The following is a 13,795-nucleotide window of genomic DNA, read 5'->3' as shown; positions in this document are numbered from 1 at the left end:
CGTTTCGGTTTCGCTGTCGTCGATCAAACGCGCCAATGCTTCAAGCGGTTGATCGTCGAACAACGCGTCGAGCCGCAGATTCACGCGCCATTCAATACGGATCGCTGCCTGCAATTGCATCGCCGCAAGCGAATCGCCGCCGCGTGCGAAGAAACGGTCGCCGCAACCGATCGGCGCCGGGTCGCTCAGCAAGGTTTGCCAAAGCGCGGCGAGGCGCGTTTCGGTGGCGGTTCGAGGCGCGACATGATGCACATCGACAACAGCCGGCATCGTGGCAATGAAGTCGCGCAACGCGGCGCGATCGAGCTTGCCGTTCAACGTGTACGGCAAGCGCTCGAAGCGCACCAACCGATGCGGCATCCACGCCTGCGGCAGATGCGCGGCGAGATGCGCTTGCAGTGCGGCATCGTCGAGTTCTTCTTGCAGCACCACACAGGCGATCAATTGCGTTCGGCCGCCAGCCGTCTCGGCGAGCACACCCGCATCGGCCACCGCCGGATGCGTCAGCAGACAAGCCGCGATTTCGCCCGGCTCGACGCGCACGCCGCGCACCTGAACCTGATCGTCGATGCGGCCGAGATAATCGAACGAGCCGTCCGCGCGTTCACGCGCGAGGTCGCCGGTGCGGTAGATGCGCTCGCCGGGTTCGCCACTCGGGTCCGGCAGAAAACGTTCAGCCGTGAGTGCAGCACGGCCGTGGTAGCCGCGCGCGAGACACACGCCGCCCAGCAGCAGTTCACCGCTTTCACCCTGTTGCGCCGCGCCGTCGATGCGCGCTACCCGCCGTCCAATTGGCCAACCGATCGGCAGCGACGCAAAGCCGTTGCCATCGTCGAGTGTCGGTGTCATGCCAGGATCGACGGGCCACAGCATCGGCGAAATCACCGCCTCGGTCGGTCCGTAGCCGTTGACCAGACGCACCGCAGGGAACACGCGGCGAATCTCGTCGAAACTGTCTTGCGACATTGCTTCGCCGCCGAACAGCAGAGTGCGCAACGAAGGCGGCACGCCGAGACGCTCGCAAACGTTCGCCAACTCGCGGACATAAGCGGGCGGCAGTGTCGTATTGGTGATGCCTTCGCGCAGCATGAACGCATGCGTGGTTTCCGGCGCGAACGGCGGCGGGTCGCTGATCACCACGCTGCCGCCGACGGCTAGCGGTACTAACCATGCTTCGATGGAGACGTCGAAATTGACCGATGCGAAATGCAGCACGCGGTCATTTGCACCGATCGGTAACGAGTCGGCCAGCGCTTCGCCGTGCGCGGCGAGCGGTCCGTGTTCAACGGCAACGGCTTTGGGCGTGCCCGTCGAACCCGACGTATAGATCATGTAAGCCGCTGCGCGCGGATGCACCGGCGTGTTTTCTTCATCGCCATCGAAACGCGGCGCTGCCGCATCTGTCGCAACAGCGCTTGCGACGTCGAAGCATTGCGCGAAACGCGCGCGCATCGCCGCATCGGCGGAACCGTCGACGATGCCGTGCATGAGCCCCGCATCCCGCGCGACCCAATCGAGGCGTGCCGCCGGATGACGCGGATCGAGCGCGACGAATACGCCGCCCGCCTTCAATACAGCGAGCAACGCGACGAACAGATCGCACGACCGCGCGACGCAAACACCCACGCGCACTTCAGTCGTCACGCCCGCCGCGCGCAGTTGCGCGGCAAGGCGCGCCGCGCGGCCATCCAGCTCGCCGCGCGTCAGACGCACGGTATGTGGCGTAAAGGACGCTAGCGCGGGCGCATCGGGATCGATGCGCGCCATCGCGTGGATCTGGTGGTGCAACGCAATCGGGAAGCTCGTCATGGGCATGAAATCCGTTAGAACTGGCCGCTTAGGCCAAGTCGCAGGCCGCAATGGGCCGCTTCATTGGTGTGACGATCCGCGATCGCAAATCTTTACCGCGTGTGCTGTTTTTATTTGGACTGCATCTTTTTGACGTGACAGATGAACGCGCGCGGTAAATGTTTGCTTTGCCCATTCGTCTATCAGGCGAGGGGCGTGTCTTTGCGCCCCGCTGAATGGCCGCATGCGCGCATGCGCGGCCGTTCGCCGATCCATTGCGACCCACTGCGACACATTGCCGATGACCGCTGCCAACGAGCGCTACGACGCGCCACCCTCGTCTGCTTCACCTCCCTCCAACTCCGCGGGCAAGCCCGCCATGCGCCTGATCGTCGCGCTGCTCAAACGCTCTCGCGGTTCCTTCGCGATCGCGCTAACCGCCTGCGTGCTGAACGGCATCGCCAGCGTGCTGCTCGTCGCAACCTTGAGCCGCGCACTGTCGCAAACAGGCGCCGCCGATATGTCGCTCGCCATGCGTTTCGCGGTGTGCGCGGTCGTCGCGCTCGTCACGCGCGTGATCACCGGCGTGCTGTTCGCGCGCCTCTCGCAGGACACGATGGCGCAGTTGCGTGAGCATGTCGCGCGGCGGGTCGCCGAGGCCGAGTTGCGCGATGTCGAACGGATCGGCGCGGCGCCCGTACAGTCCGTGCTGACCGACGACGCCACCAACGTGTCGATGCTGTTCTTCGCACTGCCCAATCTGGTGATGCACGGCTCGATCGTGTTCGGCTGCCTCGGTTATCTGGCGTGGCTGTCGTGGCCAGTTTGTCTGCTTGCCGTCGCCGCGATCCTGGTCGGCTCGCTCGGCTATCACGCCGGCGACAAGCGCGCGATCGCTTCGCTCGAAGCAGCAGGCCGCTCGCAGGACAAGCTGTTCGGTTATCTCGGCGCGCTCTTCACCGGCGCGAAGGAACTGAAGCTGCATCAGGCGCGTTCGCGTCAATTCGTGGACGGCCAGCTCGGCTCGGCCATCGACGAAGTGCGCGATCATCGGCGCCGCGCATTCAGCGCGTATGCGGTCGGAGTCGGCTGGATCGTGTTCCTGTTCTATGTGTTCCTGGGCGTCGCGGCATTCTGGCCGGCACTCGGCGTGCACGCCGATGCGCCGTCGGCATCGGGCTACGTGGTGGTGTTCCTGTTCATGCTGCTGCCGCTGGACGGCCTGCTCAACAACGTGCCGACATTGAATGCGGCGCGCGTCTCGCTCGATCGCATCGAGAAGGTGATGGGCGAATTCGGCGCGCTGCGCACCTCGCCGCCGCCTGACGAAAATGCTTCGCACGCACCGTATCGCACACTCACCCTCAGCAATGTCACGCACTCGTACTTTCATGAGCGCGACGAGCGGATGTTCCGAGTCGGGCCGGTCAATCTGACTTTCAGGCCGGGTGAGCTGGTGTTCATCGTCGGCGGCAACGGCAGCGGCAAGACGACGCTAGCGAAAGTGCTGACCGGTCTCTACGAACCCGAAGACGGCACGATCGAACTGGACGGCAAGCGGGTCGGCTTCGCTGAGCGCGCTGCGTATCGGCAGCGCTTTACGGCTGTGTTCAACGATTTCCATCTGTTCGACGCGCTGCTTGGCATCGTCGATCCGAACGATGCCTCACGCGCGCAGGCGGATGCCCGCGCCAACGCGCTGGTTGCAAAGCTCGCGCTCGACCACAAGGTGCACGTCGTGAACGGCGCGTTCTCCACGCGGGCGCTTTCCACCGGTCAGCGCAAACGCCTCGCGCTGGTGGTCGCGTATCTGGAGGACCGGCCGTTCTATCTGTTCGACGAATGGGCCGCCGATCAGGACCCGCAGTTCAAAGCGGTGTTCTACGAGCAACTGTTGCCGGAGTTGCGCTCGCGCGGCAAGACCGTGCTGGTAATCAGCCACGACGACCGCTACTTCCATCTCGCGGATCGTGTGTTGAAGCTGGAGAATGGCAGTATCGTCAGTGAGACGCATGGTGCGGCACAGGCGGTGCAAAGCCCGGCGGTGGCCAACGGTACGATGGGGTGATGAAGTGGAGGACGGCTCGTTGGGCGCTGGTGGTCAGGCGCTCAGCGGGCTTTCAGGCGTCGCGTGTAGCGATAGGGACGCATCGCAGGCCTGCGCGGTTCGCTCGGCAATTTTTTTTGGACCATTGAGCCAATCGCCTGTCGATTCCGTGCGCATTCGATCGTCGTAGTGCTGAAGTCACCGAATTGTCTTCCGACGAAACAGGTGGCCGACCTTTCTGACAGGAGAACCGAAATGCGCGTAATGGTCATGGTCAAGGCAACCCCCGAATCCGAAACGGGTCAGCTGCCCAGCAAGGAGGATTTCGCGGCGATGGGCCAATTCAACGAGGAACTGGCCAAGGCCGGCATTCTGGTCGACTGCGACGGACTGAAACCGAGCTCGAAGGGCGTGCGGGTGAAGTTTTCCGGCAAGGACCGAAGCGTCGTCGACGGTCCGTTCGCCGAAGTCAAGGAACTGGTTGCCGGATTCTGGATCTGGCAAGTGCAATCCATGGAAGAAGCAATCGAATGGGTGCGCCGCTGCCCGAACCCGATGCCGAGCGACTCGGAAATCGAAATTCGGCCTTTCTACGAGGCCGCGGACTTTGGAGAGGCGTTCACGCCGGAACTTCGGGAAAGTGAAGCGCGGCTGCGACAGCAGATCGAATCCAATCAAAGTAAAGAGCGCCACTGATAAAAGCGTTCGCCGCGCAGTGCATGCTTGATCGTCTCGTGGGCAAGTTTGACTGCGGGCCATAGTCCGTGGGCGCGCGTTGCGTTCGCGCCCACTCGTTCCTGTCAGTCGCGCGGGCACTCCGAGGCCTAGCTTTAAATCATGGATCCCGAACTCGCCCTGCACGAACCGGCTCCTCGTCGAGTTAGCGTTATTGCTTGTTGACGCCCGGCGCCGGCAACGACAACAACGTATCGGTCATCGTGTCGGCAAGCCGCAGCGCCGACATCGGTCCACCAAAACCCCAGATATTCCGCTCGACAAGCCCGACGCGCCCCGCGCTGCGAGCCGGCACGAAACGCCAGATCGGCGAATCGAGTTTGGTGGCGAGCGGGACACCCTTTTCAGTCGCAGTGACGAACAGTACGGTCAGCTTCGGCTTCTTCAATAGATCTTCCGAACTCACGTACGCGGTGCCTTCGCGCGTTGCTTCAGCGGGCCACAGGTTAAGCCCGAGCGCATGCGCGACACCCGCTGCCGTGCTGTTGCCAGTGAACGCCCAGTAGCGGTCCGGCAAGCCCAACTCCTGCAGCCACGCTACCTGTTCGCCGCCACGGCCCGCTTCGGCGAGACGCTGCGCGTCGCGGGCGAAGCCTGCGTCCACCTTGGCTTCGACGGCGCGCGCCGCGTCCTCGCGTCCCGTCAGACAGCCGATGGTGCGCAGAATCTTGCGGCTCCAATCGAGTTGCGTGACGTGTGCGCCGTCTTCGGTAAAGTTCGGACCGTATTTGAACAGCACCGTCGGCGCGATGCGTTCCAACGCCGCAAAAATCGGCGCATGGCGCAATCCGACGCCGAGGATCAGATCAGGTTTGGCCGCCGCAATCGCCTCGAGACTCGGCTCCTGCCGCGTGCCGATATCGGGCACCGACGCAAGACGCGCGTTGTCGTAACCGATCCACACCGGGTAGTACTCGGGATCGGCCATGCCGACCGGCGTGATGCCAACCGCCGCCAGGTCTTCGGCGAACATGAATTCGAGGACGACGATGCGCTTCGGCTGGGCGGGCAACGACGGACTGGCTTGCGAGACGATTGGGTTGCCGGCGAGCCGCTTGCAGGTTTGCGGCTGCGCTTGCGCGGCGGTTAATTGAATCGGGCCGGTTGTCCCGGCTGCGCTGCCGCTGCCTTGCGCAAATGCATGCGCGTTGGAAAGCAGCGTGGCCGCCATCACCGCATTTGCGCAAAGCTGCCTGAAACACGTGCCTTTCTTCTCGCGGCGTGACCGTGGCGCCGAGGGCGTCGCCGACGTCATCAGTGTCAATGCGAAGCGGCCTGCAATGCGATTTCCGCATCGCTCATCGTCAGTAGCAGGGGGCAGCGTCCACACAGTTGCGTCTCTCCAGGAATTTCATAACGTACGCAGCACACGCGCCGTGCGCTGAACGGGTTCGGCAGACTCGCGGCGCGAGGTTTTGCCAGGCGCACGGGCAGACGCAGTGGATTGGTCTCGCCATCGGCCGCGATCGGACCGAAGAGCCACGCGATGTCATCCGTCAGATCGAACTGCGGCGCGCATTGTTCGAACAGATAGTCCAGCAGATTGCCGGCGTTGCTCCACAACACGCGCGGCGCGATTTTTGTCATTGCGCACAGCGTCTCGATCACCGTATTCAGATGATCGACGAGCGGCGCGTAACGGCGTGCCGGATCGCACTCAACCGGCTGCAGTGCGTCGGGCGCGAAATACGCGGCAATGGGAAGACCGTCGCGCAGCACGACATGGGTTCTGTCCGGCGACATCGCGAGCGGCCGGCGCAGCAACGCTGCCGCAACGAAGCCGGCCGTCGCCGCGAAGCCGAAGTAGTACTTGGTCCATTGCGACAACAACGCACGTGCATGTGTTTCGCGCTCGCCGCCGTACAGCGTGACCATTGCATCGAGCAATTCGGTGCGATATTTGGTCAACTCGCTGGCGCGAATCACGCTCAGCGACGTGGTTGCGTCACCAGCGAGTGCGGGTTCCTCGATCGCGTTCGGCGTGCCGAGCCACACGTGCTCGAGATAATGCGCGATCGACTCCGGCGCGAATTGCGCGAAGCACTGCGCGCGCTGATCGTCGTCGAGTTGCCGCATCACCGTTTGCCTCGCTTCTCGCGCCGAGCCTCCATGATCAGCAGCGCGAGCAGATAAGGCGCGCCGATCAGCGCGGTCAGCACGCCGGCGGGAATTTCGCGCGGCGCCAGCAGCGTGCGCGCCGCGATATCGGCCACGACCAGCACCAGCGCGCCGCACGCCGCCGCCAGCCACAAGCGCGTGCGATGAGCCCGCGCACCGAGCATCGACGCCAGATGCGGCGCCATCAAGCCGATAAAGCCCACCGGTCCCACCGCGGCAACGGCGGCGCACGCGGCGAGCGTCGCCACGGTCAGCACCAGCGGACGCAACACGCCGATCGGCAAGCCCAGCGAGGCCGCCTGGTCGTCGCCCAATGCGAGCAGATCGAGCGGCCGCGCGAGCAGCGCGAACACCGGCACGGCCAGCGCGCACCACGGCAGCAACGTCGTCACTTCGCCCCAACTGCGCCCATACGTGCCGCCCACCAACCAAACGACGAAACGCGCGGGCTGCACGCTTTGCTGCGTGATCAGCCATTGCGACAGCGTCGTCCACAGCGTGCCGATGACGATGCCCGTCAGCGCGACCGCGAGCGGCGCATAGCGATGCCGGCGATTCAGCAGGAGCGTCAGGGCCAGCGTGATGCCGCCACCCGCGAGCGAAGCGGCGGCCAGCGTCGAGTGGGTCGCAAGCGGCCACATCACGAGCGCGACGAGCGTCGCGAGGCCCGCGCCCTGCGTCACGCCCAGTACTTCAGGTCCCGCGAGCGGATTGCGCACGATGCTTTGCATCAGCACCCCGCTTGCGGCGAGCAGCGCGCCCGCGAGCAACGCGCAGATGAGGCGCGGCAAGCGCAGGTCGAGCAACATCCGTGCGAGTTCGTCGCGGTGATCGAACGCCGCGAGCCAGCGCTGCACACCGATCGTCGTGGGACCGAACGACGCGCCCGCACACACGAGCACGACGCCGAGCAGCACCAACGCGCTTGCCGTCAGCGGCCACGGCCACGCATCGATCGCGCGCACGAAGCGTGTGCCCGCTCGCGCGACGGCGCGCTCCTGACCGGCATGCAAAGCGCCGGACCATGCGGCGCCGCTGCGGATCATCGCGAGCATCAAGGGGGTGCCGACGAAGGCAATCGCCACGCCGGTCGAAAGCGTCGCGTCGAGATCGAGCGCCTGCACGGCGCTATCGGTGACGAGCACCAGCGCGCCGCCGACCAGCGCGGACAAGGGCACGAGCGCGGCCAACCGCGACGCTTTCGCGCCACGCACCTGGCGCAGCAGGTTCGGCGCGATCAGGCCGACATACGAAAGCGGTCCCGCGACGCTCACCGCGACGCTCGCGAAGCCCACCGCGACCACCATCGCCGCAAGCCTGGTGGCATCCACGCGGACGCCGGCTGCCGCCGCGGCGTCGTCGCCCAGGGCGAGCGGATCGAGCGGACGAATCACGAAGGGCAACGCGATCAGCGGCAACACGAGCCACGACGCGGCGATCTTCAACCCCGCCGCGCCGGGTTGATAAAGACTGCCGCTCGCCCACAACGACACGCCGACGATACTCTGCTCGAAGAACGCGAGAATCAGCGTGGTCAGCGCGGAGAACAGCAGCATGCAGACGCTGCCGGCGAGCACGAGCCGCAACGGCGTCGCGCGCCAGCCGCCTGCCGCCGCGGCCACACATGCGGCCGCGCCCAGACCGCACGCGAACAGCAGCGGCACGGAAGCCACGCCCGCGAGCGAAGGCACCAGCATCGCGGCGAGCAAGCCGAGTTGAGCGCCGCCGGTGATACCGAGCAGATCGGGCGAAGCCAAAGGGTTACGCGTCAGCGATTGAAACAAGGTGCCGGCCACCGCGAGGCAGCCGCCCGCCACCAGCGCCGCCAGCATGCGCGGCACGCTCAGGTCGAACAGCAGAATGCCGGCGAGTTGCGCGGCGTCGCTGCCCGCGGGCGCGGCGAGCCATGTGCAGAAACCGGGCGCGAGCCGCGTTGCCGCCACGACCACGATCAACGCAACGAGCGCAGCGCCGATCGTCGTGACGCGGCTTTTGACGGGCGCGCGATAGCTGTCCATCGCCTGAGTACTGCGGCGCGGGCGTTTGCGCGCGGCAAGCGTCGTCATGCGGCGACGTCCTTGCTCATCGTTTCCTCGCGGAGTGAAGCGGCATCGGCGTCGTTGTTTGTGAAGTCGCCTTCATACGCCGGCACGCACATCGGCGCACCCGTTTGCGGGTGCGCGATCTTGAGCATCGGCACGCTGAAGGTTTCGTTGAGATGACGCGGGTCGAGCATCGCATCAGGCGAGCCTTGCGCGACGATGCGGCCCGCGCGCATCAACACGATTTCGTCGCTGTAGGCCGCCGCCTGATTCAGGTCGTGCAGCACCCACACGATCGTGAGGCCGCGCTCGCGGTTCAGGCGCCGCAATTCACGCAGAATATCCAGTTGATGGTGGATGTCGAGATACGTGGTCGGTTCGTCGAGCAGCACGATCGGCGCCTGTTGCGCAAGCGCCATTGCGATCCATGCGCGTTGCCGTTCGCCGCCCGAGAGCGCGGCGACGTCGCGCGCGGCATCGTCGGCGAGACCGCTGGTGACGAGCGCTTCGTCGATCGCCGCGTGGTCGGCGCGCGAGAGTCCGCGCAGCCAGCCGCCGTGCGCGTAACGGCCGTACGCGACCAGCTCACGCACCGTGAGGCCGGACGGGATCTGGTTGAACTGCGCGAGCATGGTGAGCGTGCGCGCCAACACGCGGCGCCGGTGCGAAGCGAGCGGCACACCGTTGACATCGACGCTGCCGGACAGCGCCGGTTGCAAGCCGGCAAGCGTGCGCAGCAGCGTGCTTTTGCCGCAGCCGTTCGGTCCGCACAAGGCCGTGACGCGGCCGGCCGCGATCTTCAGATTCAGACCGTGGAGCACGACGTGATCGCGGTAGCCGACCGTCAGCGAATGCGCCGCAAGCGCCGCGCCCTGCGATTTCGTCATTGCGCGGCCGTCCGCTTCTTGCCTTCGCTTTCGCTTTCGCTTTCGGCTTCGCTGTAGCTTCGTGACATCGCGACCACGACTTTGCGCGGGCCTTCGAACGGATCGCGTGCGTGCGCCGTGAGCATGTTGTCGAGCATCAGCACGTCGCCGGTGAGCCACGGGAACACGATCCGTTGCTGATCCAGCACGCCGCGAATTTCCGCGAGCGCCTCGGCTTCGAGCGGTTCGCCGTCGCCGTAATAGACGTTGCGCGGTACGTTTTCGAGGCCGACGGAATCGATCAGCGCCTCCTGCATGTCTTCGTCGAGCGACGAAAGATGGAACAGATTCGCCTGATTGAACCAGACACGCTCGCCAGTGCGCGGATGGCGCGCTACTGCCTGGCAGCGCTCGCGCGTGCGCAGCAGCAGTTCGCCGTCTTCGCTGTCGCGCCATTCGCATTCGATGCCACGCGCACGGCAAATCTGCTCGACGGTGCGCGGGTCGTCCGATCCGAACGCCTGCTCCCACGGCAGATCGAGCCCTTGCCCGAAGTTGCGCACATAGAGCAGTTCACGCTTTGCAAAGCGCTCGACCAACGCCGGATCGAGCGCGCGATAGATCGCGCGGCTATCGGCGATCGGCGTCGCGCCGCCGCTGCGCGCGGCGAGCGCGCAATGAAACCAGATACGCAGCGGCCATTCGCGCGTGTACGACTGCTCGTTATGCAAAGGAATCGAGCGATGCGGTGGATATTCCGTCGACGTATAGACCGCGCCTTCCACCTGGCTGCGCGGCGTCGAAGCGAATTCATAACCGATCAGCGGATGCCCGAACGAGCCCGCGAAACTTTGAAACGCGTCGATCGAGGCCACGCGAAAACCCGTGAACAGCACGCCGCCCGCGCGTTCGAGCGTGTCGTCGACGATCGAACGTAGAAGCGGCGCCGCTTCCTCCAAAGATATCTCCGCGCCCGCGCGCGGCGAGACGACAGTCGGCAAGCCCGGCTCGATCGATAAATCGGCGAGCGTGGGCAACGGCATGGAAAGCATGGTCATACTCTGAATCCTTTTGCTGGAGCGGCGCGGCCGGCACATGGCCGACCTGCTCGATTGCACTGCGTGCTTTAGGCCGTCGCGTTCTTCAGCCCGCCGCGTCCATGTGTCTGCGCAAGCTGGCTGGACGCATGTCGGTCCACACGGTCTCGATGTGCGCGAGGCATTCGGCCTTCTGGCCGCGCACGCCCACTTCGCGCCAGCCTGCCGGCACGTCGCGGAAGGTCGGCCAGATCGAGTACTGCTCTTCGTCGTTGATGACGACGGTGTAGACGAGGTCGTCCGCCTCGCCGGCTGCCGCGCTGGAGGTCTGCTGTGCTTGCGTCATGATGAAAGGCTCAGTCGATGAAAGGTCAGGAAGCGCCCGGACAGCCCACTGGCATGTCCCGGCGCCGCGGCGCCGGCATTCGCTCGCGCACCGCTTCTATTCAGTTGACGTTTGATGCGCGCGCTTTTTTACCGCCGGCGCGCGCGTCCGCTGCAGAACGCGGGGCCGGCCACGCCGCGATTGCAGGCGTCGAGGCAATCGGCGCAATGCTTCTCGGCGTCGCGCACCATGAAATGCACCAGCGTCTGCGAGACGTCGAGGGCGCGCGCGGTGTTTTGCAGCGTTTCTTCGCGCAGGCGCACCATTTCGAAGGCGACGCGGCTGCGCGGCGGCAGTTGCTCCAGCGCGTTGTAGACATGCCGCAGCGTGTCGCGCACGAGCAGCGCCGCTTCCGGTGAAGGTTCCGGCGATGGCACGTGCAGGCCGTCGTCTTCGTCGGCGTGATAGGTGTTTTCGAGGCTCTGACGGCGGAAGGCGTCGATCGACGCGTTGCGCACCATGCGCGTTACGTACGCGACCGGCTGACGCACCGCGTCCTGATCGGGGAAGTCGACCAGCTTGATGAAGACGTCGTGCACCACGTCTTCCGCGAGACTCGCGCAACCCACGAAGCCGCGCGCCAGATTGACGAGCATCGGCCGGTTGTTGATCAGCACGTCGAGAAGCGTGCCCTTCTCCCAATCGACCGCACGCGCGGGGTTGCGCGCGCGCCGCGAAACCGGTGGACAGGCGCCTGCGACGTTGAGAACCGATATCGGCATCGCTGTTGAAGGCTCTCGCCGAACGAGCACCTCAGCCATAGATTCGCTCCGCTTTCTCAAAGGATGGAGCGCCAATCTAACGTAAACGCGAATCATTCTCAATCAAGATTTGGAATAACCTTACAATTTCCGATAGCTTTGTCTGATGATTCCAAATGCATAACGGTTTTCCGCCGTTTTTTCGTCCTGACTCAAGGTCGTGAAATTATGTTAGGTATCCGCACCAACGGCGACGAGTGCGTCGCTGGAGACCGTCGCGCAATAGCGGAAATCCGTGCGCTGGTCCGAAGCAGTCGCGTTCGGGTCTCTTGCGCTCCAACGCTTCGCACTCCCGGTATATATAGGAAGTCTTCGCGACGGAACGCTCCACCTGCCCGCGTGGCGTCGACGCACTGGAGCAAGACGACGCGAATCTGGTACAACTGAAGCCCGCGCCCATGAACGACGGCGCCGTCGCGGTCCCGACCCGTGACAGCGAGTCGCGGAACCCGGATCCTGAACGTTGAAACGTTGATGTATTCACCCCGTTGGAGTGTGACTGATGGCCCATGCTTACCTGCAGGTGATCGCGCATTTTTTCGCCAAACCCGGCAACGGCGACGCGATCGTCAAGCCCCTTACGGAACTCGCCGCGGCAACCCGCAAAGAGCCGAAGAATCTTTACTACGAATTCTTTCGCTCGCCGCTGGATCCGGACCACTTCGTGATTCTCGAGAATTACAGCGACGCCGGCGGGCTCGCGGAACATCGCGAAACCGAGCATTTCCAGCGGCTCGGCTTCGGCACCATCATTCCGTTGCTCGACCGGCGCGAAGTCGAAAGCCATATGGTGTCCGGAGACGCGCCATGATGAACGCGTTCCGGTTTCAAACGGTGCCAACGCTCGTCGTCGAGTTCGGCGCGGCGCGCCGCCTCGGCGCTTTGTTGCGCGCGCAATTTCCGGCGCTATCGCGTGTGTGCGTCGTCACCGATGGTTTTCTGCACAAGAGCGGGCTGTTGAAGCCGGCGCTCGCCGATCTTGCGGCGCATGGCTGGGACGCCACCGTGATCGACGACGTGATCGCCGATCCGCCCGAACACATCGTGCTCGAAGCGAGGTCGCGTGCCCGGACTGCCGGCGCGGAAATCGTGCTGGGGCTCGGCGGCGGTTCATCGATGGATGTGGCGAAGCTGATCGCCGTGCTCGCGCCGCAGCAACAGCAGGCGCTCGGCGAGATGTACGGCGTCAACAAGATCACGGTGGCGCGTTTGCCGCTCGTGCAGATGCCGACCACCGCGGGCACCGGCTCCGAAGTCACGGCCGTGTCGATCGTGACGGTGGGTGAAGCGAAGAAGATGGGCGTGGTCGCGCCGCAACTGATCGCGGATCTGGCGATTCTCGACGCCGAGCTCACGCTTGGCCTGCCCGTTGCGGCGACCGCAGCGACCGGCGTCGATGCGATGGTGCATGCCATCGAGGCGTACACGTCCGCGCATCTGAAGAATCCGGTTTCCGACCTGCTTGCGGTGAAGGCGCTCGACCTGCTCTCGCGCAACCTGTTGCCCGCTTGTGAGAACGGCGGCGACCGCGCGGCGCGTGAGGCGATGCTGCTCGGCGCCACCTTCGCGGGCCAGGCGTTTGCGAACTCGCCGGTTGCCGCGGTTCATGCGCTCGCGTATCCGATCGGCGGCATTTATCACGTGCCGCACGGTCTTTCGAACGCGCTCGTGCTGCCGCATGTGTTGCGGTTCAATGCGGAAGCGGCGGCGCCGTTGTACGCGGAACTTGCCGAGGTAGTCGTGCCCGGCGTCACCGGCAGCGACGAGAGCAAGACGCAAGCGCTGATTGAACGGCTCGAACAGATGATTGCCGCGACGGCGATTCCCGCGCGTCTGCGCGACGTCGGTATCGAGCAAAGCGGGCTGGAGCGGATGGCGAGCGATGCGATGTTGCAGACGCGGTTGCTGGTGAATAATCCGCGGCCGGTGACCGAGGCGGATGCGCTGGCGATTTATGCGGCTGCGTTTTGATGCGGGTTTGCGGCGGGTGCTTGCCGTTCCGATGCGAAGGTGCCG

General features: G+C 64.9%; 11 protein-coding genes and 1 pseudogene. 4 read left to right on the top strand and 8 right to left on the bottom strand.

The features are described 5' to 3' along the window. Positions 1-81: 81 nt before the first annotated feature. A pseudogene (locus B0G75_RS41955) lies at positions 82-1,767 on the bottom strand (amino acid adenylation domain-containing protein); the annotation flags it as partial. A gap of 322 nt (positions 1,768-2,089) precedes the next feature. Between B0G75_RS41955 and B0G75_RS02270 the strand changes: the two are divergent. Together B0G75_RS02270 and B0G75_RS02265 are read left to right on the top strand one after the other, a co-directional pair. Continuing rightward, positions 2,090-3,856, top strand: coding sequence for a cyclic peptide export ABC transporter (locus B0G75_RS02270; RefSeq protein WP_106300244.1), 1,767 nt, complete (start codon positions 2,090-2,092; stop codon positions 3,854-3,856). A gap of 234 nt (positions 3,857-4,090) precedes the next feature. After that, complete coding sequence (locus B0G75_RS02265) at positions 4,091-4,531, top strand: YciI family protein (protein WP_106300242.1); 441 nt, start codon at positions 4,091-4,093, stop codon at positions 4,529-4,531. Between the two features lie 190 nt (positions 4,532-4,721). Here B0G75_RS02265 and B0G75_RS02260 read toward each other — a convergent pair whose 3' ends face one another. From B0G75_RS02260 to B0G75_RS02230, 7 genes are all read right to left on the bottom strand, one after another. Beyond that, a complete protein-coding gene (locus tag B0G75_RS02260) occupies positions 4,722-5,825 on the bottom strand; it encodes an ABC transporter substrate-binding protein (RefSeq protein WP_106300240.1) in 1,104 nt (367 codons plus the stop codon). 5 nt (positions 5,826-5,830) lie between these two features. Then, positions 5,831-6,646, bottom strand: a complete 816-nt coding sequence (fhuF, locus tag B0G75_RS02255; protein ID WP_106300238.1) for a siderophore-iron reductase FhuF — start codon at positions 6,644-6,646, stop codon at positions 5,831-5,833. Then, the gene (fhuB, locus tag B0G75_RS02250; protein WP_106300236.1) at positions 6,646-8,754 is read right to left on the bottom strand and encodes a Fe(3+)-hydroxamate ABC transporter permease FhuB; all 2,109 of its coding nucleotides are present in this window, start codon (positions 8,752-8,754) and stop codon (positions 6,646-6,648) included. Before fhuB ends, fhuF begins: the two co-directional genes overlap by 1 nt. Beyond that, positions 8,751-9,617 carry an ABC transporter ATP-binding protein gene (locus tag B0G75_RS02245; RefSeq protein WP_106300234.1) on the bottom strand — a complete coding sequence of 289 codons (867 nt, stop codon included), beginning with the start codon at positions 9,615-9,617 and terminating at the stop codon, positions 8,751-8,753. Before B0G75_RS02245 ends, fhuB begins: the two co-directional genes overlap by 4 nt. Further along, positions 9,614-10,654, bottom strand: coding sequence for a TauD/TfdA family dioxygenase (locus B0G75_RS02240; RefSeq protein ID WP_106300232.1), 1,041 nt, complete (start codon positions 10,652-10,654; stop codon positions 9,614-9,616). Before B0G75_RS02240 ends, B0G75_RS02245 begins: the two co-directional genes overlap by 4 nt. 85 nt (positions 10,655-10,739) lie before the next feature. Further along, entirely contained in the window at positions 10,740-10,979 is a 240-nt protein-coding gene (locus B0G75_RS02235; protein ID WP_106300230.1) for an MbtH family NRPS accessory protein, read from the bottom strand. 128 nt (positions 10,980-11,107) lie between these two features. Continuing rightward, the gene (locus B0G75_RS02230; protein WP_374956867.1) at positions 11,108-11,740 is read right to left on the bottom strand and encodes an RNA polymerase factor sigma-70; all 633 of its coding nucleotides are present in this window, start codon (positions 11,738-11,740) and stop codon (positions 11,108-11,110) included. A 541-nt stretch (positions 11,741-12,281) separates the two neighbouring features. Here B0G75_RS02230 and B0G75_RS02220 point away from each other — a divergent pair. Further along, the gene (locus B0G75_RS02220; RefSeq protein WP_106300226.1) at positions 12,282-12,590 is read left to right on the top strand and encodes a putative quinol monooxygenase; all 309 of its coding nucleotides are present in this window, start codon (positions 12,282-12,284) and stop codon (positions 12,588-12,590) included. Next, positions 12,590-13,750, top strand: a complete 1,161-nt coding sequence (locus B0G75_RS02215; protein ID WP_106301764.1) for an iron-containing alcohol dehydrogenase — start codon at positions 12,590-12,592, stop codon at positions 13,748-13,750. Before B0G75_RS02220 ends, B0G75_RS02215 begins: the two co-directional genes overlap by 1 nt. Positions 13,751-13,795 lie beyond the last annotated feature (45 nt).

It is taken from the genome of Paraburkholderia sp. BL18I3N2 (assembly GCF_003001875.1).
Taxonomy (GTDB): Bacteria; Pseudomonadota; Gammaproteobacteria; order Burkholderiales; family Burkholderiaceae; genus Paraburkholderia; species Paraburkholderia phytofirmans.
Note: the sequence above shows the minus strand (reverse complement) of the source record. Positions and strands in the feature narration are given on the sequence as shown.

Coding starts and splice junctions, on each gene's coding strand:
- B0G75_RS02240 (WP_106300232.1), bottom strand. CDS start 10,654: ATGACCATGCTTTCCATGCCGTTGCCCACGCTCGCCGATTTATCGATC.
- B0G75_RS02235 (WP_106300230.1), bottom strand. CDS start 10,979: ATGACGCAAGCACAGCAGACCTCCAGCGCGGCAGCCGGCGAGGCGGAC.
- fhuF (WP_106300238.1), bottom strand. CDS start 6,646: ATGCGGCAACTCGACGACGATCAGCGCGCGCAGTGCTTCGCGCAATTC.
- B0G75_RS02260 (WP_106300240.1), bottom strand. CDS start 5,825: ATGACGTCGGCGACGCCCTCGGCGCCACGGTCACGCCGCGAGAAGAAA.
- B0G75_RS02220 (WP_106300226.1), top strand. CDS start 12,282: ATGGCCCATGCTTACCTGCAGGTGATCGCGCATTTTTTCGCCAAACCC.
- B0G75_RS02270 (WP_106300244.1), top strand. CDS start 2,090: ATGACCGCTGCCAACGAGCGCTACGACGCGCCACCCTCGTCTGCTTCA.
- B0G75_RS02245 (WP_106300234.1), bottom strand. CDS start 9,617: ATGACGAAATCGCAGGGCGCGGCGCTTGCGGCGCATTCGCTGACGGTC.
- B0G75_RS02215 (WP_106301764.1), top strand. CDS start 12,590: ATGAACGCGTTCCGGTTTCAAACGGTGCCAACGCTCGTCGTCGAGTTC.
- fhuB (WP_106300236.1), bottom strand. CDS start 8,754: ATGACGACGCTTGCCGCGCGCAAACGCCCGCGCCGCAGTACTCAGGCG.
- B0G75_RS02265 (WP_106300242.1), top strand. CDS start 4,091: ATGCGCGTAATGGTCATGGTCAAGGCAACCCCCGAATCCGAAACGGGT.
- B0G75_RS02230 (WP_374956867.1), bottom strand. CDS start 11,740: ATGCCGATATCGGTTCTCAACGTCGCAGGCGCCTGTCCACCGGTTTCG.